The following is a 20,608-nucleotide window of genomic DNA, read 5'->3' as shown; positions in this document are numbered from 1 at the left end:
CTTGACTGTCTCTATATTCCCATAATCATGCATATTATCCCCTCCTCTACTATGTTTAATAACTATATTGTCAGATAGATGCTGCCGCTTTCAGGGTCAATTTCTACCTCATAGGTCTTCACATGGCCTGTATCCGGAGTAAGAACGTTGCCGCTGTGCAGATCAACCCGCCAGTCGTGGAGCGGACAATGCACTCTTGATCCGCAGACCATACCCTCGGACAAAGCGCCTCCTTTGTGGGGACATTTATTCTCAATAGCCAGAACCTCTCCTGTTGTTAGTCGAAATAAGGCGATTTCGGTATTCCCCACAAGCAGCTTCCGGGACCCTTTAATATCGATTTCATTTACATTTCCTACGAGCATTTTGGTCATTGTCATGGTAGGGCCTCCTTATACCGTCTCAGGTTGTGAAATCGGCTCGAAATTTTTGCGCAGCTCCGGCTCATTTACAATTTGCTTCCAAGGGTCGCTCGTCAATCTCAGGGTTGCTTCAATCCGCTCCTTCAGGGCAAGCCGCTCTTCCCTGTCATCAAGCGCCTGCTTGATGCTGTCCAGCCCTACTCGCTCAACCCACTGGGCGGTCCGCTCATTCCATCCGGCATTTTCCCGGTAATATTGAAGGAATGCACTGGCCCATTCCAGCACTTCGTCATCTGTTTTCACTACGCAGAGCAGATCCGTGGCCCGGACATGCACACCGCCATTGCCTCCGATATGCAGCTCCCAGCCTCCATCGATCGCAACAACTCCGAAGTCCTTGATTGTTGCTTCTGCACAGTTACGCGGGCAGCCGGATACTGCCAGTTTCACCTTGGCCGGAGTGTTGAGCCGCTCGAAGGCTTTCTCCAGCCGGATTCCCATGCCGATTGCATCCTGGGTACCGAACCGGCAGAAGGTAGAGCCCACACAGGTCTTGACGGTCCGGAGTGTCTTGCCGTAGGCATGGCCGGATGGCATATCCAGTTCCTCCCACATCTTCGGCAGATCCTCTTTCTTAACGCCGAGCAGATCCAATCTCTGTCCACCGGTGAACTTCACCATGGGAACATCGAATTTTGCGGCAACCTCAGCGATTTTGATCAGATCGGCTGGTGTCGTAACCCCGCCGTAAATCCGCGGCACTACGGAATAGGTTCCGTCTTTTTGAATATTGGCGTGATAACGTTCGTTCGTAAATCTGGATTCCTTTTCGTCGATATATTCTTCCGGCCACAGCATGCCCAGATAATAATTCAGGGAAGGACGGCATTTCGAACAGCCTTCATCATTGCTCCAGTCCAGTACATTCATTACTTCCTTGACCGTCTTCAGCTCCATGCGCTTGATCTCGGCAACAATCTCATCACGTCCAAGCGTGGTGCAGCCGCAAATGCCTTCCTTCACCGTTACAGCATTATCCCCTGCGTATAATTGAAGCAATCCTTCCACCAGCGGCTTGCAGCCGCCGCAGGAAGCAGAAGCCTTCGTGCAGGCTTTGATCGCTCCAACACTGGTGCACCCGCCGGATTGTATCGCTTCGGCAATTGCGCCTTTAGAGACGCCGTTGCAGCCGCAGATAATCTCATCATCAGCCATCGTTTCCAGCCGGTTCCCTTTTGGTGATGCCAGCGCATCTGAAGATACGCCGAGCAGAAGCTCTTTTTCCATCCCTTTAATATTCTCATGATTCTTAATCATCGAGAACAGCTGCGCCCCGTCTCCCGTGTCTCCGAACAACACTGCGCCTACCAGCTTGTCATCCTTAATCACCAGCTTCTTATAGACTCCTTCGATCTCATCCTGGTAGCGGAGTGCCCTGGAACCTGGCTGTTCCGTAAACTGGCCTGCTGAGAATACATCCACCCCGGAAACCTTCAGCTTGGTTGAGGTGATGGAACCTGCATATCCTTCGGTCTGTACCCCCGCCAGTCTTTTGGCGAGAACAGCTCCTTGTTCATATAATGGAGCAACCAGCCCATATGCGATCCCCCGGTGTTCTGCACATTCCCCTACGGAATATACGCCGGGAGTGTTTGTTTCCATATAATCATTCACAATAATCCCGCGGTTGACCTCAATCCCGCTTTTGCGGGCCAGTTCAACATTCGGTTTGATGCCCACGGCCATTACAATCAGGTCCGCTTCTGCAATTTCTCCGTCGGCAAACAGCAGGCCCTTCACTCTCTTTTTGCCGAGGATGGCTTCAGACTGCTTCTTCAGAAGGAACTTCATCCCTTGCTCTTCCAGCTCTTTGCGGAGCATCACGGATGCTGCTTCATCCAATTGACGTTCCATAATATACTCATGGATATGGACAACGGATACCTCCATCCCCAGATGCAAAAGCCCTCTGGCTGCCTCCAGTCCCAGCAGACCGCCGCCGATTACCAGCGCTTTCCGGTGGGTCTTCGCTGTTTCCTGCATGATTTGGGTGTCCTTAATATCGCGGAATGCGATCACACCCTCCTTCTCAGCTCCAGGCAGCGGCAGCATGAACGGATTAGAACCGGTGGCCAGGATCAGCTCGTCATAACTGGATTCTATACCTTTATCCGTGTACACTTTTTTCTGGCGGGTATCGATGGAGGTTACGGTATGTCCTGTATAAAGCCGGATGCCATTGCTGTGATACCACTCCAGATCATTAATGATGATATCGTTCATAGAAGCTCCGCCTGCAAGGACAGAGGACAGCATAATCCGGTTATAATTGGGATGCGGTTCTGCACCGAATATTGTAATTTCATAAGCCTCCGGGGCTAATTTCAATAAATGCTCGATCGCTCTTACCCCCGCCATTCCATTGCCGACCATGACCAGTTTTTTGCGTAAAGTAGACATATGTCTCTCTCTCCCCTCTCCATGTAGACAACAGAAATAGCCCGCTTCACCCCGCCCGGAAAAATAGTTTTCCCGTTGCGATATTGTGAGAGCAGGCGCCATTGCCGCTTCGACCGAATACATCGTTGTACTCGCCGTAATAATGAATTTGTTAAATCGACTATACTACAGCACCTCGCTATACGTCAATAATTATGACATATAAATTTTAAATATTTAAATCCATCGACAAAACGGGGTGTTTTGTGTTATATAATATAACATCTAATTAATTGGCGGTATACTTCAGCTATTATGCCTCGATCATTACGATCTAAAAGGAGCGTCACGCTATGCATTCCCTGCTCTTGATTCATAACGGCAAAACAGAGAACGACATAGAGGCGCGCTCAACACAGAGTCCGGACGGCATTCTTAAGTCCTGCGGGTACGTGGTCGGAGTAGCCACTAACCAGGAGCAGGCTGTTGGAATGATCCGGGATATTGACGCCTTCATACTGAATATGCCGATTACCGAGATTAATCTCTGGAGAGAAAAGCTTATCCGCCACAAAATCGCCCCGGTTCTGTGGTGGTGCACCTCATCTACCGCTAACTTATCCGTCTCTGCCTGCGGAGATGATATTATGGTGGATGGTATTCTCTCCCCTTCTATGCTGGCCCAGGAGATCCATTGGATTCTTCATTTCAGCTCCAGACAGTGCTTCGAGCGTCATCAGTGGCTGAAAGAGAAGGAACAGCTGCTTGCGCGGATCGAGGAACGCAAATGGATCGACATGGCCAAGGGCATTCTGTCCAAAGCCAAAAACATCAGTGAATCCGAAGCCTACGACCTTTTGCGTAAGCAAGCGATGAACGAGCGTAAACGTATGGTGGATGTAGCCACTTCCATCGTCAAAGTCTATCAGCTGCTGCAGGATCAAACTTAAGGAGAATCCGATATGATTAATATTCTAAAAGAAGTCGCCAGAGGCAAACGCGGTGCGCGGGATTTGAGCTACGATGAGGCGCTCATTGCAGCAGAAGCGATCCTGGGGCAGACGGCCTCCCCTGTCCAGATCGGAGCCTTTTTGATCGCTGAACGGATCAAGCTGGAGAGTATTGAAGAGCTGGAAGCCTTTGTAGCTGTCTGCCGTAAGCTTGCCCGCCGTGAACCGGTGCTTCAGGGACTCGATTGCGCAGGACCTTATGACGGGCGGAAGCATTCCTTCATCGCAACTTTTCCAACAGCGTTTGTGCTATCCGCTGCAGGTGTGCCGGTTACCCTGCATAGTACAGCTTCACTTCCGCCCAAATGGGGCGTTACCTTGCAGGATATCATTCAAGAATCCGGCATAGATATTTCCAGGCTGACACCGGGGGATGCCATTGAAGCGGCAGCAGGCAGCGGCGTACTGTTCGCCAAAGCTGAAGACTGGTGTCCCCCGCTCGGTGCGCTCCGACCGCTTAGAGAGGATATTGGAATGAGAACCATCCTGAATACCGCAGAGAAGCTGATTGACTATTCCTGCTCCCCTTATATCGTATTCGGGATTTATCATAATACCGTATTTGACCGCCTCTCCAGACTGATCATTAAGCTTGGGTATCAAAAAGGGCTGATTGTCCAGGGGGTTGAAGGCTCCGAGGATCTCTACATCGACCGTCCAAACCGGGTATACACCATCAATAGGGGCCAGGCCCAGCTGGATATTATTGATCCGGAGTCCCTTGGACTGGAAACGGAAGTTCCTGAGCTGGAATGGACGGCCCTACGCCAGCTGCAAACTGCGGAAGAAGTCCTCCAGGGCGGCGGGCACATGGCCTTTTACAACCAGACCCTGTTAAACGGCGGAGCCAGACTCTTTCTTGCCGGCAAGGTGAATTCCATTGAAGAAGGCGTGTACACCTGCAAGCATCTGCTCGATAATGGCGAGGCCTGGGCGGTATATGCGAAATGGAAAAGCCTGCTTCACGGCAGCAAAGCAGCTTCCTTGGGACAAGTGTAGTCGGCAGCGCCGTTAGACACAAAAATATAAGCCAGAGCTTCCTTAGTTTCAGGAGACTCTGGGTTTTTCAGGTCAAGATGGCTTAATCCATATGCAGGGCCTGCCGCCGCTGGCCGGGGTTCACTTTATCCTCTGGCTCAGCCTCACGGCCTCCGCCTAATTTAAAGACCAGAATGCCGCCAACGATGACCAGAACACCCAGCAGCTGATTGAGGGAGAACGGAACCTTTGTCAGACCCAGCCAGCCTAAAGAATCCCATAACAGCGCGAATCCCAGCTGAGAGGTCAGTACAATGGAAATCGCATAAGTAGCACCCAGCAGCTTGGTAGCCTGCACGAGGCAGATTACGACTCCAACGCCGATAACTCCGCTGAACCAATACCAGGCCTGCATATGCTGCAGTGTAAACATGCCAGTTCCTTGCGTAATCAGTCCCATAATCAGGGAAGCGATGAAGCCCATGCCCAGGACTAGTGTGGTAGTGGTCCATGATCCCGTATGTTCATTCACTTTACTGTTAAAAATATTCTGAAGGCTTACCAGCGATCCCGCAAATAATGCCAATAGTAGTCCAATTATCATTTAGCAAAAACTCCTTAGTTCATGGATTTGTTATTCATAAATATTACGGTGGGCGATAGCACTGAGTCCGTTCCGGTCTTTTACTAGAATGACCCCTTTGCTGCGCTCGGTCAGTCCGTCCCGGCAGAATTTCTGCAGCACACGGTTCAAATGTCTATAGCTGGTTCCGATGAAGTTGGCCGTATCCACCAGGTTGATCGTCTCCAGTTGACCGGTAAAAGAAGGATCTGTTTCATCAAAGCTGATGGACAACAGGTAACTGGCCAGCCGCACCTCCACCGGATGCAGCAGATTGAGGCTCAGAAAATCCGATTTACGGTAGAACTTCTGCGTGATAATCTCCAGCAGAAACTGCAGCAGTGTGGGGTTAGTCTTGCCGTATTTCTGCAGCCAGCCGTAGGAGATGCCAAGCATATGCACCGGAGATACAGCTTCAACAGTGTTTATCATCTCAGTCCCCTGAATATATTCAACATCTCCAATGACCTCAAGCGGTGTCTTAAAGGAGATAATCAGCGTTTTACCTTCGGCTGTTGTCGTGTAAACTTTCAGCTTGCCTTTAACCAGTATATATAGCGTTCCTGAAGGATCTCCTTTGGAACAGATGCATTCGCCCTGATCAAAACTGTAGAGTGATAAATGCTCACTTAACAGCCCTGTAAAAATCGCTTCCAGCTGATAATTCCGTAAATAGGAATCTACCTGCTGGCGGTCTTGAATTTCTTTCATCGCAGAGCTTCACCTCCAGCTGTGTCTCAGAATTTGAGAATAATGACACCGACAATCATCATCCCGATGCCAAGGAATTGCGGCAGCCGCATTTTTTGCTTAGCCACACCAAACCAGCCGTTAATGTCAATCAGAAAGGTCAGAAACAGCTGGGCAATCAGCAGCGCAGAAATGGTAAAGGTGACTCCAATGTTCTGAATGGCTGTCACTTCACTGAAAATAATGAATGCGGCCAGTCCGCCTCCGGTCAGATATAAGGGTTTTACTTTTTTTAAGCCCTGTTTCTTGCCATCCCGCACAATCAGCAGAATCGCCAGCGCCATAATGAACCCGGTAAGCTGGGTTATCGTCGCCGCCTGCCATGTACCGATATCCTGGCTGATTCGCGCGTTCGCAACCCCTTGCAGCGTTATACAAGCTCCTGCAATGAAGGCAAATATAATTCCTTTCATATACTTCTCTCTCCTCTATGTGTTCTCTGCTTTAATTAAATGACATCCTGCGTAATCCGTGAAGGACATATGTCCTAAATTGCAATTTGCAGATCAGCCACATAAGTAAACGAAAGCCCGTTTCAAGCCTTAACAGGCTGAAACGGGCCATATGGATAGTAATCCAATTAGAGAAGCAGCTGCATTTCATGCAACCGGTCAAAAATAAGCTGGCTGACAGCAGATACCTTCTCCCTGTCCTGATAGCTGAGCCATGCCAGTTCAGCGATTTCCGCCGCCGGAGCTAATGTCCCGCTATAATCCGCGGTCAGACAGGTCATTTGGACTTGTACGCCTGACTCTTTACCATGTGCCGCAGCGGCAAATTTGCCAAACAGCTGAATGGTGTCCGGCTGAATGCGGACCGTTAATTCCTCTTCAATTTCGCGGATTAAGGTCTCGTTATCGGTTTCACCGGCTTCACGCTTGCCGCCGGGAAAATAATAGGTATCTTTGCCATGGGAACGTGCAGCTAATACTTTACCCTCCACGATATGAATCCAAGCGATCTTGTCTATCATTGCAGTCATGAATATCCCCCTCGAAATCTTGGCTTTGCTCTAATGTAAGAGTAAAGCAACATCAGACGCTGAAGAAAGGACATATGTCCTGAAGCATTCAGGACTTCAGAATTTACCGCTGCAGCTTCACGTGCATATGCCGTTCTGCTTCATCCCAGGGAACCGAATAGGCTTGTCCTTTCGCACAAAAAATCGAATTTGAACTATAAGCAGGATCCGCATTTTTATCATACTGTTTGTGCTCAATCACACTCACCGTCTGATGGCAGCTCTGATACCCTGATACCTTTAGCGATAAGGAGCCTTTACCCTGTGTCATTGAAGCTAATCTGACCGAATAATTCATAAAGGTCGCAACCGGTACCGTACCGGTAATGACAGCCATCTGATCTGTTATTTCAGGTGCTGCAAAGCTTCCGCTTGCCTGCTGGATATCTGCCATTACTTTGCCCACATAATCGCTATTTATCCTGATCTTGAGGTCATAGACCGGCTCCAGCAGTATATTCTCCGCCTGCTCCAGCCCTTGGCGTAAGGCGCGGAAAGCCGCTTCCCGGAAATCCCCGCCGGAAGTATGCTTATTGTGGGCTCTTCCGCTCAGCAAAGTGATGCGAAGATCGGTCAGCGGTGATCCGGTAAGCAGGCCGTGATGGCCGTTATCCTGGAGAACCTGCACAATCTGGCGCTGGTAGCCAACAGATAAGTCATCCGGATGACACTCATTATAAACAGAGATTCCACTGCCGCGTTCACCGGATTCAAGCTTAAGATGCACCTCTGCATAATGTCCTAGCGGCTCAAAATGGCCGCAGCCGTAGACCGTATTTGTGATCGTCTCCAGATACAGAATTTCCGGATCACCGAAGGTCACCGGAATGCGGAACCGTTCGCGCAGGATCTGATCCAGAATCTCCAGCTGGATTTGTCCCATGACATGAATATGCAGCTCCTGCAGCGCTTCATCCCAGCTGACATTGAGTGACGGGTCTTCTGCACCCAGCTGCTGGAAGGCATGAAGCACCTCCTTAAGGTGGACTGGCGGAGCAAAATTCACTTTAGCTTTCAAAGTAGGCATCAGCTCACTGCTCAGGTGATCCTGCAACGCCCCAACGCCTTCACCAGGCATGGCGGATGTAAGTCCAGTAACTGCAAACAGTTCACCGGCAGCCCCCCAATCTGCAGCAGCTGTCTTTGCCCCGTAAATTCTGCGGATTCCGGTAATCCGCTCTGTGATCACTTCCCCGGCACGGCCGTAAGTCAGTTCCTCTCTTGCTTTGAGTACGCCTTGCAGTGCTTTTATATAGATAATCCGTGTACCTCTCTCATCATGACGGATCTTATAGACCCTTCCGGCAAAAGGCAGACGGTGATCATATCCGGTGCTCGTTAATGCTTCGAGATTTCGGAGAAAGCTATCCATACCTATATCCAGCAGCGCAGAACCCGCCATACACGGGAAGATCTTACTCTGTTTAACCATCGTGATGAGCGCTTCCTGCCATGCAGAATCACTCAGGCTTCCGCCGAGATAAGCCTCAAACAGCTGTTCATCACGTTCAGCCATAAATGCCTGTAGCTCTTCACCTGCTCCGGCAGCTTCCAGGTCAGGCAGCATAACGGCATCTCTGCTAAGCTGCTGGCGGATTTCGGCTAGTACCCGCTGCGGATCGGCGCCCGTACGGTCAATTTTGTTGATAAAAAAGAAAGTCGGTATGTCATGCCGCCGAAGCAGCTGCCATACCGTTTCTGTGTGACCTTCTACTCCCTCAACGGCACTTACAATGACCACGGCATAGTCCAGAATTTGGAGAGCGCGCTCCATCTCCGGCGAGAAATCGACATGACCCGGCGTGTCCAGCAAAAAGTAACGCGAATCTCCCATGCTAAATTCAGCCTGATCAGCAAATACCGTGATCCCGCGCGCTTTTTCAATGTCATGTGTATCTAAAAAAGTATCTTTATGGTCCACCCGTCCCCGGCTGCGGATCGCCTCCGTCTGGTAGAGCAATTGCTCTGCAAAGGTTGTTTTTCCCGCATCGACATGCGCAAGCAGACCAATGGTTGTATTTCTTGTCATAACCTCTGATCTATACACCCCCGCGGATGTGAGGAGCTACATCACTGCTGTAAAACCGGCTCAAACGCTGCATTTCTTCAGCTGTAAAGGATGGCACTTCCCCCGCTGCCAGATTATCAGTAACCTGAGCTTCATTCTTAAAGCCTGGGATGATGCAGCTGACAGCAGAATGATCAAGAATCCAGCGCATCGATGCTCTTGCCATATTGCCCCGCCCTTCACTGATCCACTCCAATTGGGAGGCCAGCTCCACGCCCTTGACGAACGGTAGACCAGCAAAGGTCTCCCCGACATTGAACTGCTCACCATTTGCATTGAAGCTGCGGTGATCATTCGGCTGGAAGGTGCTGTCCTTCCCAAACTTCCCGGTAAGCAGCCCGCTGGCAAGCGGCAGACGTACCAGAATCCCGGTTCCCTGAGCTTCGGCCCGCGGAAGCAGTTCAAGCGCAGGCTGTTGACGGAACAGGTTAAAGATAACCTGGAGTGATTCTACACCCGGGTACTCCAGACATAGCAGACCCTCTTCTATCGTTTCAACACTGACGCCGTAGTGGCGGATCTTACCTTCGGCCTTTAATTGATCCAATACAGCAAATACACTTCCATCCCGCAGAATCTCAATCGGCGGACAATGGATCTGATACAGATCAATCGCTTCACGCTGCAAACGGCGCAGGCTTTGTTCAGCATACTCGCTAACCCTCCGTGCGGAATAAGTTTCGGGATCATAAATATCGCCGGCACGGCAAAACTTCGTAGCAATATGGATTTGATCTTCTTTACCTTTGGTAGCCTTGGCCAGCAGCTCCTCAGCATGTCCTGAACCGTAAACATCTGCAGTGTCAAAGAAATTCACGCCTTGTTCGATAGCGAGTGACAGCCCTTTCAGTCCGTCCTCGTCACGACTTGTCCCCCAGTCGCCGCCAATGGCCCAAGTGCCAAAGCTGACTTCACTGACGGTTAGACCGGTATTTCCAAGCTTGCGGTAATTCATAGGATTGCCTCCTGGTGATTTAGATTGTTAATTCAATTTTGTCGCATTGTTATCGTTTTCATCAACTTATTGCTTTCTGAATCGGAATAAACTTAATAGTAGTGTACGTCTTACAGTCCACTCTAAGTCAAGGTCTTTTCAAATATTTCGTCTTGAACGTCTCTATACTTCTCCCCAATAAATCTCAGTTTCATAATCGAATGGAACAATACCATCCTGATTATTCCGGTCAAAAAGATTCTGCAGCTCCTTCATCATCGGATCGTAATTCGGGTGCCCGGGGACAGGACTGTAGGAAGAGGATAACAGCCGGCCTTGTAAACCCTCGAAATCGAACTCCTGACTCAACCTGAATCGAACTTCTTGCATCGTACCTTCCTTGAAAAAAGCTTGAAGGATATCTTGAGAAATATTTTTATGATTAACCTTCTCGTAGTCAGTTCCGTATGTATGAAGCAGCTGATCGTACTCCTCACGAAATGGGGTACCGTTGGTAAGCCGGGAATTCCAGAGCAGTATTACCTTTCCGCCCGGTTGTAGAATTCTGCGGAACTCGGATTGTGCGGCTAAGCGGTCAAACCAGTGAAACGCCTGTGCACATACAATAAATTCAACTGACTGATCCGGTAATCCTGTGGATTCTGCTGACCCGGAACTAGTCTGAAAGTTCGGATAATCTTCTAACATTTGCTCAGCGGCTACACGCATTGCCTGATTAGGCTCAACCCCGGTCACATAGCTTCCGCGTTCCAGAAGCAGCCTTGCAAAGATCCCTGTACCTGAACCTATGTCTGCTATTCTACTGTTCGAACGCAAACCTATGAAGTCGTACAAATAATCAATAGCCTCTTTCGGATAGCTCGGGCGGTACTTCAAATAGGAATCGACCCGGTCCGAAAACCTTTCTTCATTGTTCATCTCTCGTCACTCTCCTTTTTTATTCACTCTTTATCAACGGCATGCTTGTATTCCTCTGGTCTCAGTGGGTTTCAAACTTATTCTCCGTACAATTTTACCATATATCGGGACTTCCCAGTTCGTTAATTGGGGCAGTATGGAATATTTTAGGTAGATTTGTACGTGGATAAATGGTACATTATCTTGGCAGCAGCAGAGCGGGTGTTCGTATTGTCGGGATATGCACTTAAGCTCATATTATTCCTAATGGGAGAGGATACCGGTATGGACAAGGAATCGGTTTATCGAACAAATATTATTGGTGCGGGCGCAGTTGGTAGCGTTATCACAGTCGAGATGGACAAAAATTCTATACATAAAACAAACAGCATCTTTTGGGATACAAAAGGAAATGAAATCTTAGGAGCAACCTCACTTCCTTTGTATGGAGCATATGTCTCTGAAGAGAAGTGCCAGCTTTTTGGCGATGTTTCAGGAAAAAAGGTTCTGGAAGTAGGCTGTGGAAGCGGGCAGTCCTTGCTTTATATGGGGGAACGCAGAGTATCTGAACTATGGGGTACTGATATAGCTGCAAATCAAATCAAAAAGACATCGCAACTTTTGACGTCCTCCGGTCTTTCAGCCCAATTGATCTGTTCTCCCATGGAGGATGAATGTGGAATTCCGGGGAATTATTTTGACTTCGTGTATTCGGTTTATGCCATAGGCTGGACCACCGACCTTGAGGGTACTTTTAGCCGGATCGCTTCCTACCTGAAAAAGGACGGTGTCTTTATTTTCAGCTGGTCTCATCCCATACACAAATGTGTTGTAGCAGAGAATAACATGCTTGCTTTTAAGAAATCTTATTTCGATGAATCCTGGTATACCGCATCCCTTGATGAAGGTACGTTAACCTTATCGGACCGTAAACTATCGACCTATTTGAACGCACTCGCAAAAGCGGGATTTGTCCTTGAGCAATTAATTGAGGAATCAGATGACGACATTATGCAGTCGCGAAACGATAACAGTGATTTTGCAAAAAAAGCAAAAATGCTGCCTGTAACTTTCGTAGTCAAAGCAAGAAAACTATAGTATCCCAGTCATCTGTGATATAAATCGCCGTGCCGGACGATGATGGAGTATTACAATTAATAACATAATAGTGAAAGGATGTGTCTATATGATGAGCATTGTGCGATTAATAAAGGTGAGTTTTAACTAACCCTGTAAAGGGCATAAACGATTCAGAGCTTCCTTATGCTCTTTTTCTGTATGACCTTTACAGGGACTACAAAAAAGGAGAATTAATAATGAAAACATATCTTTTTAAAGAAAAATACGGTGACCTGATCAATGATTTAATTAAAGATTTCGAAGAACAAACGAACAGTAAATATATTATAGGCCCGGATGCCCTTCGACTTCTCGAGTTGCTGTGCGAAAAAATGAAGTTTACCCCTGGGATGCGCGTTCTAGATATGGGGTGCGGCATTGGCATTACATCAATTATCCTGGCAAAGGAATATGGAGTTAATGTATTTGCCAATGACCTTTGGTTTAGTGCAAGCGATAACTATAAACGTTTTGTTAAAGCAGGCGTCAGTGATTTGGTTGTCCCGATCCAAGCGGATGCCCGTAGTTTGCCTTATGCCAGTGATTTTTTTGATGCGGTAATCAGTATAGATGCTTACCACTACTTCGGTACCGATGAGTGTTACTTCAGCAGCCATTACGCAAGATTAGCTAAACAAGGCGGTCAGTATGGGATTGTATGCCCTGCGTTGACAAGGGAATTCACGGAAGGCTTGCCGGATGGATTGGCTTCGCTATGGGAACCGGAAATGTATGCATGGCATAGCGCCAGCTGGTGGAGAAATATGTGGCAAAAGACAAACCTTGTTGAGGTTACGAACGCTGAAGAGATCCCGAACGGTAAGGCGTTATGGAGAGAAACGGCAGATTTTGAGCTTCACAATGCCGACACCGAAAATTTCTTAACTCTTATGCTCATGACTGCAGTTAAAAAGTAGTTTTTTCCTGGTTGACTAGCAATACTGCACTTAGAACTTAAAAAGAACCTGAACCCTTGTATAACGAGGATTCAGGTTCTTTTCTAGTTTTCCCGGCAAGTGTTCCGCCAAAACAATGTAGTTCAGCAGCTATTGCCGTTTTGCAAATTCATAGAATGCCAGGGCCTGCTCCCAGGTAGGAAAGCCTGCTTGAGCCAGCTTATCACTGCCTCCGCCTTTTCCCTGGAACTCCCCTAAGTTGGTTTTGAAAAAGGCTCCGCAAGACAGCCCGGCATTTCCGCTATGGGCAAACACTACTTTATTCTCGGCAGCTGACAACAGCAGCACCGGCAAGTCCGTCAGTACCGTCAGCTTAACCGCCAGACTCTGCAGATCTTTAAGTGACCTCTGCTCAAAAACCTGCGCGATGATCTCGCTCCCTGGCTCCTGCGCCGCCAATAGTTCAGCCGCGACATAGCCGTCGTTCTGCTCTTTAAGGGCATTGAGCTCTGCTTGAAGCAGCTTCTGCTCCTGCTCCCACTTCTCAATCCGGTCTACAATTTCATCCTTACCGGTATTAAATTTCAAGGACAAGGCGCTAAGGATACGGGCATTAGTATTGAATTCCTCCAATGCACGCCCACCACACTTAAAAGTAACACGGATATTGCCCTTCTGTTTCTCAGATCTCAGCAGCTTAATCATGCCGATAGCCCCTGTAGACGAGACATGAGTTCCTCCACAGGCGTTATACTCGACTCCTTCGATCTCCACAATCCGGATGTTCTCCGTTACTTTGGGCTGCTTCACCAGCGGCAGACGGGCTAATTCTTCTTCATTTACGATATAACTGGTGATGCTGCGGTTCATATAGATTTGCCGGTTAACCTCTGCCTCAACCTCAAGCATCCGGTCCGCAGACAGCTCCTGCAGCTCGATATCGATCGTTGCATAATCGCTCCCCAGGTGGAAGCTCAAGGTCATTGCCTGACATAGCTTAAGGAACATAGCGGATAACAAATGCTGGCCGCTGTGCTGCTGCATGTGGTCCAATCTTCGCTCCCACTCGATCCGGCAGCTTACCCCTGGCCCGTCAGGCAGGATCATAACCTTATGGAGTACTTCTTCCTCCTCCAAAATAACATCCAGCACAGGAATGTCATCAATAAATCCGATATCACAGGGTTGTCCGCCGCCGTGCGGATAGAACGCTGTGTCTTTTAAAATCAGGTAGAGCCCGTCCTCTCTCTCCACGATACGGCTGACTTCGGTCTTCCATTCCTTAATATATGCGGATTCGTAATATAGCTTATTAGTCATTAATCTGTTCCACTCCGTTTCTTTCTCTCTCTCCGGATGCATCGAAGTAAAGTTCCATAATCACATAGTCTTTCCCGCCTTTAGTGAAGGTCCGGTCCGTAACAGCCAGTCCAAACTTCTGATAAAAGGAGGCTTTATGGCTTCTGGCATTGCAATAAACCCGCTTCACACCGGAGCTTGCCGCTTCGTTCAGTACATGATGCAGCAGTTTGCTCCCATATCCTTTGCCCTGCATGGATTCCAGGGTGGCAAATTTGCGGAACTGGGCTTCACTTCCATCTATAAACAGTGAGACTACCGATATCATCTGTTCACCTTCGAACAGCCCGTAATGTGCGCCGGCATCGTCATCCTCCAGCTTCACGTAGTCCAGCTCACGCTCCGGCCACATGACTTCGTGTCTTAGCTGCCAGGCCGCTTCTTTATGTATTAACGTGATCCTCAATCTATCCATCACCTCAGCTAGTGTGTCTTTAGTGCATCGTATCCCAAATTTGCTTGCCGATCAAGATCACAGTCACTGTGATGAACAGCGGCCGGATATAGCCTGCTCCCTTGCGGATCGCTACCTTAGAGCCAATAACCGCACCAGCTACCATTGGCACACCCAGCAGCAGACCATAATAAAAGCTGACAGAACCAAGCGCGATAAATGTGAGCAGACTGGAAATATTGCTGGCAAAGTTCAGAACCTTGGCATTGCCGGCAGCAGTTACAAATTCAAAACCCAGCATCAGAAAAGCAAAGATCAGAAAGGATCCGGTGCCCGGACCAAAAAATCCGTCATAAAACCCGATTACGAACGCCACCATAACGCCGATCAGACGTGTTTTTTTACTGCTGCCGGAGAACGTGGACACATCTCCCCACGACCTTTTGAATAAGGTATAGATCGTAATTACAACCAGCATCACAATGACGAGCGGCTTCAGAAACTCTGAGGGTACCTGCCTAACCGTAAAGGAGCCTGCCACCGCCCCGATAATTGAAAAGGGAATGAGCAGCTTCAGCAGCTGAAAGTTGATTTTCCCCGAACGGACAAACGAAGCGGTGCTTGTAAACGAACACATCGTCCCGGCCAATTTGTTGCTGCCAAGCAGCAGATGAAGGGGAATGCCTGCGGACAGCAAGGCCGGAATTGAGATCAGCCCTCCGCCTCCTACTACAGAATCTATGAATCCCGCCAAAAAACCGCAAACCACCAGAACGATGATCATTCCTGTACTTATATGGTCCATACTTGTTAAATCCCCCTGCTATGTATTTTCCCGCCTCAATAAAAAAGCAGCAGGATCATCTCCTGCCGCTCTCTTACTCCCTCTATAGCGGAAGTGTCACTTATAAGTGTTCTGTTCATTCTTCTTATAAGTCGTCTTATCATCCATCAGAGCTTCCTTGCGGACATCGAGCTTCTTCTGCTCCATTTGCTGGGCCTGCTGGCTGGTAACCGGCGTTTGGTCCAGCTCCTCGACGGTGTTGATCAGGTTCTTGTCCGGTTTATAGTCATTTGTCACTGTGCTGCCTCCTTAAGTGTAAACTTAATGGTTCAGCTTATTGTGGCAATCCGCAGCCGGAATTATTCTCTCTATTCTTCGGAATCGATGTTGTGATATACCTGCTGTACATCATCGAGTTCTTCCAGAGCGTCGATCAGCTTCTCGAACTGGACTTGGGCATCTTCCGGAAGGGTTACATAGTTCTGCGGAAGCATTGTCAGCTCTGCTACAGTGAAGTCGGTGATACCGGCTCCGCGCAGGACTTCCTGAACGGCATGGAACTGGTCAGGCTCGGCATAAACGATAACCGACTCGTCCTCTTCCAGCACATCTCGCACATCTACGTCTGCTTCAATCAGCAATTCCATAACTTCCTCGGCAGACTTGCCTTCCAAACCGATAACGGCTGTGGTATCAAACATATACGTTACCGAACCGCTGACGCCCATGTTTCCGCCGTTTTTGCTGAATGCGGAACGCACTAGCGGCGCTGTACGATTCACATTATTGGTCAATGCATCGATGATGATCATCGAACCGCTTGGACCGAAGCCTTCATAACGCAGCTCAACATAGTTTTCGTCGCCGCTGCCTTTGGCTTTTTCCAGCGCCCGGTCGATGATAGCTTTAGGTACATTATAGGTTTTGGCACGCTCCAGAACGACCTTAAGTGCACGGTTCGACTCCGGATCCGGCTCGCCTTTCTTGGCTGCTACATAAATCTCAACACCAAACTTGGCATAGATCTTACTAGTATTGGCATCCTTGGATGCTTTCTTTTCTTTAATATTATTCCATTTACGACCCATAGTGTTCCGCTCACTTTCCAACATTAATTATAAACAGTCCGTTCTATTATACCTCTCCCGGGACGATCCCGTAAAGTCCAGTAGACGGAGCAGAGGTTCCGTTCCTACAGCCTGGATCAGAGCAGGAATCCTCGGCCCTTCCGACTGATGCAGAACAAGCTGGTATATCAAGGCAAACAGGCGTTTCTGATTGCTTCTCATCATCTTTTTGTCATCATGGTGACAAATAGCGTAAACTCGTCTCATGAGTTCCTCTTCCTCTATTTTTTCTTCTCTCAACAAGCCGCAAAAAGCGTTTATCCACTCCTGCTCAACAGCTTCAAGCGTATGATACAAAGCTATGTCCGGGTTTTCGTTTACCGTAACTAGCCTCTGTGGAACAAACTGTCTAATCCAGTGCCCGGCCCGTGCTGCCGTTTGCTGAATGATCTCCTCAGAGTAATCCTCACCGCCTTGCCGAAGCAGCTCCTGCAGCACTCTGTTGTCAAAATTAATTAGCGGCAGCAGACTGGATACCTGACTAAAGCTGGGTGCATGAGGCTCTGTATCCTTCATAAGTGAAAGCTCCATCGCTGCGCTTAAATCATTGTCAGTCAACGTTCCGGCGTCATATGCTTTGCGGTATCTTTCGAATTCCGTGTAATTACGCAGAACATCCTCATCAAGCCCGATACTAAAAGCGGTATTCGGATGATATTTGGCAAACAGGAACATGATCGGCTCCGGCCCGTACACCTCGAGCAGATCCGCAGGTGTGTAATTATGGCCGGAAGAGCTGGACATTTTGGCATGGCTGCCTTTGATGCTGATGAATTCATAGGGAACGTAATAAGGCGGCGGATTCCCGAAGATTCTCTCCGAGATAACCTTAGCGACATTATAGCTGCCCGTTTCGGAGGAGTGATCCCGGCCTCCCGGCTCGAACACAACCTGCTCCATTCCCCAGCGCATCGGCCAGTCGATTTTCCAGTGTAATTTGATATTCGCCGCCTTTGGAACGTACAGTGTATTATAACAGCCGCATTTGCAGCTATAGATCAGGTTTTCTGAGTCTTCGTCAAAAGCATGGACACTGGTCGTATCCTTCCCGCAGCGCTCACAGTACACTTGTACCGGATAAAAGGCAGCCCGTGCGTCCTCCGTTGCTTTTCCTGTTTTGAACATCATCAGAATGTCGTAAATTTCTGCTCTATTGCGCAGCGCATGCAGAATAGCCGGATTATACCGGAGCGATTGATACTCGCGGCTCTGATAAATGAACTCGGGAACAATTCCGAAGGCAGCCAGCGCATGTTCAAATTCCTGTTCATAGTGCTCCGCATAGGAGGCATGACTTCCGCAGGGACAAGGTACCTTGGTATAAGGCAAGCCGATATATTGTTCAAAAGAAGGATCAAGCTGAGCAGGAACCTTGCGGAACCGGTCGAAATCATCCCATGAGAAAATAAACCGTACCTCTTTGCCGGATTTCCGGAGTGCCTGCGTGACGAAGTATGTCGTGACGATCTCCCGAAAGTTTCCGATATGCACCGAACCCGACGGGCTAATCCCTGATGCGCATACAAAGGTCTGTCGTTCAGGATGGTTTTGGATTAAATTGTTTGCGTATTTTTGTGCCCAATGCATGTTAATGCTCCTCTGTTTATAGTATTGGAAAAGCAAAAAAAGCTCCCGCCCTCAAGATTGTTATCTTGAGGACGAGAGCTATGAATAGCGTCGTGGTACCACCTCTGTTCGCGGTCATGTTGCCAGGCCCGCCTCTTCGGGTACGGCCATTACGCTTATACCCTATCTCTGTAACGGGAGATCCCGTCATACCATCCTTGAGCTATATTACTTCCCCAATTCCGTATGCAGCTCGGAGACTTTATTCGTTAAGCACATTGCTGCTCCATCTCACCACCTAGGAGCTCTCTGGGAACAACGTTATCTTAAGTACTCTTCTCGTCATCGCTTTTCATATTCAATTCAAATCAATTAACATTATTTAAACATGGTTTTCCGGGCTTTTCAAGTTAAAGTTCGAAGAAGAATCTTTTGAATAGTCCTAAGTACTTCTTCTCCGCCTGAATATCTGAAATAAATGTTTTACCGTCTTTGATGTCCGGGATACTGTAAACAGAGAACAAGATATAATTATCCCTTTCTGCAATCGAGTTCAGCAACGGTCTGGCCAGCAAATCTGTAGCCCCGCCCGGCAACCAGCCCCCCAGCTTGTCATGCAAGTCATTCGCAGCAAAATCGGAAAAGTCCTCTCTAGTCGGATTCAATACAGCAAGTGCCACCAGCAATAAGCCAATCACGATTAGAACATTCCTGAATCTTCTAGTCTTAGTATTGCGAACAGCATGCTCATCAACAAACGGTTCCATGTCATCCCCCCTGCTAGAACAATATCCCATTTGGAACTTTATGTAAATGACGGTCTTTAGGATAAGGCCGGGAGGCAAGATGATCATTAGGCTATTAGAATGAATAGATGGCGAAGTCATAAGACTGCTTGAAATCTGCCCTGCCACACAAATTATATAGATTGAACTTGACAATAAATATTTAGGGAGAAGTGACGGAAGGGAATTTTGGAACTGGAGGAGCGCCAGCGTCCGCCTTTGTCTCTGGATTTCAACCGCTTGCAGCGGTATAAATCAAGAAATACTTACGACAACAGCGGCCGGAAGTCCAAACATTCACTGTAGTCACGGCCAAACCCCAAATAAAAATATCCCAATTCAATCTATATAACAGAACTAAACCCAAACTTCATTCGCCGTCTCAACGACCAGCCGGATCTTATCCCACTGCTCTTCCTCCGTCAGGATGTTCCCTTCCTCCGTCGAAGCAAAACCGCATTGCGGGCTGAGGCACAGCTTCTCGATATTCACATATTGGGCCGCTTCGGCAATCCGCAGCTTTAGCTGCTCCTTGCTCTCTAGTCCCCCATGTTTGGTGGTAACCAGGCCAAGCACTACAAATTGGTCACGGATAAACCGCAGCGGGGCGAAGTCTCCAGAACGTTCATTGTCATATTCAAGGAAAAAGGCATCGACCTGAGTCTCGCCGAACAACACTTCGGCAACCGGCTCATAGCCGCCTGCAGCAAACCAGGTAGACCGGAAGTTGCCGCGGCACACATGCAGCGCGATCGTCATATCCTCAGGTCTGCCGGCAATACTCTCGTTAATGAGGCGCACATAATCCTTAGCAAGCTGCTCCGGGTCGACTCCCCTGCTGCGAAGATGGGCCCGGTGTCTGCCGCTGGAAAGCGTACCCCAGGTGGTATCATCCAGCTGCAGGTAACGGCACCCTGCATCATAGAAGGCTTGAATAGCAGCCTTATATACAGTAATAATGTCCTGATACAGCAGCTGCTGATCGGGATATATTTCATTCCCGTTATAATCCTGCACGAAGTGGAACAAGGATGGGGCTGGGATCGTCATTTTGGCCAGCGTATCTCCTGCCATCTCCTGCAGCTGCGTAAAATGGGCAATCATCGGATGATCTTCAAACGCGATTTTGCCGGTAATCTTAAAGCTCTCAGCCCGCTGAGTACTTTCCTTGGAGCCGCTGCTTTGATTGAGGATGATTTTTTGAGTCCCTTTAATCCCCAGGAAGAAATCAAGATGCCACCACGAACGGCGGAATTCCCCATCGGTAACCGCCTTGAGGCCCAACGCCTTTTCATGCTTCAGCAGTTCAGCAATCTCCTTATTCTCTATTTCGTGAAGCTGTATAGCTGTAATCTCGCCCTGTTCATACCTGCTGCGGGCTGCCTTAATTTCGTCACTGCGCAGGAAGCTGCCGATGATGTCATAACGAAAGGGCGGTGCATTTCTGGCGGAACCGGTTATTGGACTGATCATACG

General features: G+C 48.6%; 21 protein-coding genes and 1 other annotated feature. Of the genes, 4 read left to right on the top strand and 17 right to left on the bottom strand.

Translation table 11 applies throughout. The features are described 5' to 3' along the window. Positions 1-62: 62 nt before the first annotated feature. Together nirD and nirB are read right to left on the bottom strand one after the other, a co-directional pair. Positions 63-374, bottom strand: a complete 312-nt coding sequence (gene nirD, locus JRJ22_RS12660) for a nitrite reductase small subunit NirD (RefSeq protein ID WP_206105116.1) — start codon at positions 372-374, stop codon at positions 63-65. A gap of 18 nt (positions 375-392) precedes the next feature. Then, entirely contained in the window at positions 393-2,822 is a 2,430-nt protein-coding gene (gene nirB / locus JRJ22_RS12655; protein WP_206104762.1) for a nitrite reductase large subunit NirB, read from the bottom strand. A gap of 332 nt (positions 2,823-3,154) precedes the next feature. On the opposite strand from nirB, the gene JRJ22_RS12650 reads away from it, so the two are divergent. Both JRJ22_RS12650 and JRJ22_RS12645 read left to right on the top strand, forming a co-directional pair. Further along, on the top strand, positions 3,155-3,751 hold the full coding sequence (locus JRJ22_RS12650) for an ANTAR domain-containing response regulator (protein WP_206104761.1): 597 nt from the start codon (positions 3,155-3,157) through the stop codon (positions 3,749-3,751). A 12-nt stretch (positions 3,752-3,763) separates the two neighbouring features. Continuing rightward, a complete protein-coding gene (locus JRJ22_RS12645; RefSeq protein WP_206104760.1) occupies positions 3,764-4,810 on the top strand; it encodes an anthranilate phosphoribosyltransferase in 1,047 nt (348 codons plus the stop codon). A gap of 82 nt (positions 4,811-4,892) precedes the next feature. On the opposite strand, the gene JRJ22_RS12640 is transcribed toward JRJ22_RS12645, so the two are convergent. From JRJ22_RS12640 to JRJ22_RS12610, 7 genes are all read right to left on the bottom strand, one after another. Continuing rightward, positions 4,893-5,393 carry a DMT family transporter gene (locus JRJ22_RS12640; protein ID WP_206104759.1) on the bottom strand — a complete coding sequence of 167 codons (501 nt, stop codon included), beginning with the start codon at positions 5,391-5,393 and terminating at the stop codon, positions 4,893-4,895. A gap of 30 nt (positions 5,394-5,423) precedes the next feature. Then, entirely contained in the window at positions 5,424-6,122 is a 699-nt protein-coding gene (locus JRJ22_RS12635; protein ID WP_206104758.1) for a Crp/Fnr family transcriptional regulator, read from the bottom strand. Between the two features lie 26 nt (positions 6,123-6,148). Further along, positions 6,149-6,574: a DMT family transporter gene (locus JRJ22_RS12630; RefSeq protein WP_206104757.1), complete on the bottom strand. Its 426-nt coding sequence runs from the start codon at positions 6,572-6,574 to the stop codon at positions 6,149-6,151. 167 nt (positions 6,575-6,741) lie between these two features. Next, positions 6,742-7,143, bottom strand: coding sequence for an NUDIX hydrolase (locus tag JRJ22_RS12625; RefSeq protein WP_206104756.1), 402 nt, complete (start codon positions 7,141-7,143; stop codon positions 6,742-6,744). A 103-nt stretch (positions 7,144-7,246) separates the two neighbouring features. Beyond that, positions 7,247-9,211 (bottom strand): elongation factor G, encoded by a 1,965-nt coding sequence (locus JRJ22_RS12620; RefSeq protein WP_206104755.1) that lies wholly within the window; start codon positions 9,209-9,211, stop codon positions 7,247-7,249. A 10-nt stretch (positions 9,212-9,221) separates the two neighbouring features. Further along, positions 9,222-10,205: an aldo/keto reductase gene (locus JRJ22_RS12615; protein ID WP_206104754.1), complete on the bottom strand. Its 984-nt coding sequence runs from the start codon at positions 10,203-10,205 to the stop codon at positions 9,222-9,224. A 162-nt stretch (positions 10,206-10,367) separates the two neighbouring features. Continuing rightward, a complete protein-coding gene (locus JRJ22_RS12610) occupies positions 10,368-11,123 on the bottom strand; it encodes a class I SAM-dependent methyltransferase (protein WP_206104753.1) in 756 nt (251 codons plus the stop codon). Between the two features lie 264 nt (positions 11,124-11,387). On the opposite strand from JRJ22_RS12610, the gene JRJ22_RS12605 reads away from it, so the two are divergent. Together JRJ22_RS12605 and JRJ22_RS12600 are read left to right on the top strand one after the other, a co-directional pair. After that, positions 11,388-12,200, top strand: coding sequence for a class I SAM-dependent methyltransferase (locus tag JRJ22_RS12605; protein WP_206105115.1), 813 nt, complete (start codon positions 11,388-11,390; stop codon positions 12,198-12,200). A 218-nt stretch (positions 12,201-12,418) separates the two neighbouring features. Next, complete coding sequence (locus tag JRJ22_RS12600) at positions 12,419-13,138, top strand: SAM-dependent methyltransferase (protein WP_206104752.1); 720 nt, start codon at positions 12,419-12,421, stop codon at positions 13,136-13,138. A 129-nt stretch (positions 13,139-13,267) separates the two neighbouring features. On the opposite strand, the gene JRJ22_RS12595 is transcribed toward JRJ22_RS12600, so the two are convergent. The 8 genes from JRJ22_RS12595 to JRJ22_RS12560 all read right to left on the bottom strand — a co-directional run bounded on the left by JRJ22_RS12595 (position 13,268) and on the right by JRJ22_RS12560 (position 20,605). Beyond that, entirely contained in the window at positions 13,268-14,437 is a 1,170-nt protein-coding gene (locus JRJ22_RS12595; RefSeq protein WP_206104751.1) for an alanyl-tRNA editing protein, read from the bottom strand. Next, complete coding sequence (locus tag JRJ22_RS12590) at positions 14,430-14,891, bottom strand: GNAT family N-acetyltransferase (RefSeq protein ID WP_408637882.1); 462 nt, start codon at positions 14,889-14,891, stop codon at positions 14,430-14,432. Before JRJ22_RS12590 ends, JRJ22_RS12595 begins: the two co-directional genes overlap by 8 nt. Before the next feature lie 19 nt (positions 14,892-14,910). Further along, positions 14,911-15,675, bottom strand: a complete 765-nt coding sequence (locus JRJ22_RS12585; protein WP_206104750.1) for a TSUP family transporter — start codon at positions 15,673-15,675, stop codon at positions 14,911-14,913. Positions 15,676-15,771: 96 nt separating this feature from the next. Next, positions 15,772-15,951 carry a hypothetical protein gene (locus JRJ22_RS12580; protein WP_054940500.1) on the bottom strand — a complete coding sequence of 60 codons (180 nt, stop codon included), beginning with the start codon at positions 15,949-15,951 and terminating at the stop codon, positions 15,772-15,774. 71 nt (positions 15,952-16,022) lie between these two features. Further along, positions 16,023-16,742, bottom strand: coding sequence for a YebC/PmpR family DNA-binding transcriptional regulator (locus JRJ22_RS12575; RefSeq protein ID WP_206104749.1), 720 nt, complete (start codon positions 16,740-16,742; stop codon positions 16,023-16,025). A 27-nt stretch (positions 16,743-16,769) separates the two neighbouring features. Beyond that, positions 16,770-18,368, bottom strand: coding sequence for a lysine--tRNA ligase (gene lysS / locus JRJ22_RS12570; protein ID WP_206104748.1), 1,599 nt, complete (start codon positions 18,366-18,368; stop codon positions 16,770-16,772). A 64-nt stretch (positions 18,369-18,432) separates the two neighbouring features. Continuing rightward, positions 18,433-18,702 (bottom strand) — a binding site (T-box leader). 55 nt (positions 18,703-18,757) lie between these two features. Beyond that, complete coding sequence (locus JRJ22_RS12565; protein ID WP_206104747.1) at positions 18,758-19,114, bottom strand: hypothetical protein; 357 nt, start codon at positions 19,112-19,114, stop codon at positions 18,758-18,760. Positions 19,115-19,489: 375 nt separating this feature from the next. Then, a complete protein-coding gene (locus JRJ22_RS12560; RefSeq protein ID WP_206104746.1) occupies positions 19,490-20,605 on the bottom strand; it encodes a 5-methyltetrahydropteroyltriglutamate--homocysteine S-methyltransferase in 1,116 nt (371 codons plus the stop codon). Between the last annotated feature and the right edge of the window lie 3 nt (positions 20,606-20,608).

The organism is Paenibacillus tianjinensis, from assembly GCF_017086365.1.
Lineage (GTDB): Bacteria > Bacillota > Bacilli > Paenibacillales > Paenibacillaceae > Paenibacillus_AQ > Paenibacillus_AQ tianjinensis.
Note: the sequence above shows the minus strand (reverse complement) of the source record. Positions and strands in the feature narration are given on the sequence as shown.

What these genes read in the sequence shown, in the direction of transcription:
- nirD (WP_206105116.1), bottom strand. Translation starts at nt 374, where the DNA reads ATGACCAAAATGCTCGTAGGAAATGTAAATGAAATCGATATTAAAGGG.
- nirB (WP_206104762.1), bottom strand. Translation starts at nt 2,822, where the DNA reads ATGTCTACTTTACGCAAAAAACTGGTCATGGTCGGCAATGGAATGGCG.
- JRJ22_RS12650 (WP_206104761.1), top strand. Translation starts at nt 3,155, where the DNA reads ATGCATTCCCTGCTCTTGATTCATAACGGCAAAACAGAGAACGACATA.
- JRJ22_RS12645 (WP_206104760.1), top strand. Translation starts at nt 3,764, where the DNA reads ATGATTAATATTCTAAAAGAAGTCGCCAGAGGCAAACGCGGTGCGCGG.
- JRJ22_RS12640 (WP_206104759.1), bottom strand. Translation starts at nt 5,393, where the DNA reads ATGATAATTGGACTACTATTGGCATTATTTGCGGGATCGCTGGTAAGC.
- JRJ22_RS12635 (WP_206104758.1), bottom strand. Translation starts at nt 6,122, where the DNA reads ATGAAAGAAATTCAAGACCGCCAGCAGGTAGATTCCTATTTACGGAAT.
- JRJ22_RS12630 (WP_206104757.1), bottom strand. Translation starts at nt 6,574, where the DNA reads ATGAAAGGAATTATATTTGCCTTCATTGCAGGAGCTTGTATAACGCTG.
- JRJ22_RS12625 (WP_206104756.1), bottom strand. Translation starts at nt 7,143, where the DNA reads ATGACTGCAATGATAGACAAGATCGCTTGGATTCATATCGTGGAGGGT.
- JRJ22_RS12620 (WP_206104755.1), bottom strand. Translation starts at nt 9,211, where the DNA reads ATGACAAGAAATACAACCATTGGTCTGCTTGCGCATGTCGATGCGGGA.
- JRJ22_RS12615 (WP_206104754.1), bottom strand. Translation starts at nt 10,205, where the DNA reads ATGAATTACCGCAAGCTTGGAAATACCGGTCTAACCGTCAGTGAAGTC.
- JRJ22_RS12610 (WP_206104753.1), bottom strand. Translation starts at nt 11,123, where the DNA reads ATGAACAATGAAGAAAGGTTTTCGGACCGGGTCGATTCCTATTTGAAG.
- JRJ22_RS12605 (WP_206105115.1), top strand. Translation starts at nt 11,388, where the DNA reads ATGGACAAGGAATCGGTTTATCGAACAAATATTATTGGTGCGGGCGCA.
- JRJ22_RS12600 (WP_206104752.1), top strand. Translation starts at nt 12,419, where the DNA reads ATGAAAACATATCTTTTTAAAGAAAAATACGGTGACCTGATCAATGAT.
- JRJ22_RS12595 (WP_206104751.1), bottom strand. Translation starts at nt 14,437, where the DNA reads ATGACTAATAAGCTATATTACGAATCCGCATATATTAAGGAATGGAAG.
- JRJ22_RS12590 (WP_408637882.1), bottom strand. Translation starts at nt 14,891, where the DNA reads ATGGATAGATTGAGGATCACGTTAATACATAAAGAAGCGGCCTGGCAG.
- JRJ22_RS12585 (WP_206104750.1), bottom strand. Translation starts at nt 15,675, where the DNA reads ATGGACCATATAAGTACAGGAATGATCATCGTTCTGGTGGTTTGCGGT.
- JRJ22_RS12575 (WP_206104749.1), bottom strand. Translation starts at nt 16,742, where the DNA reads ATGGGTCGTAAATGGAATAATATTAAAGAAAAGAAAGCATCCAAGGAT.
- lysS (WP_206104748.1), bottom strand. Translation starts at nt 18,368, where the DNA reads ATGCATTGGGCACAAAAATACGCAAACAATTTAATCCAAAACCATCCT.
- JRJ22_RS12565 (WP_206104747.1), bottom strand. Translation starts at nt 19,114, where the DNA reads ATGGAACCGTTTGTTGATGAGCATGCTGTTCGCAATACTAAGACTAGA.
- JRJ22_RS12560 (WP_206104746.1), bottom strand. Translation starts at nt 20,605, where the DNA reads ATGATCAGTCCAATAACCGGTTCCGCCAGAAATGCACCGCCCTTTCGT.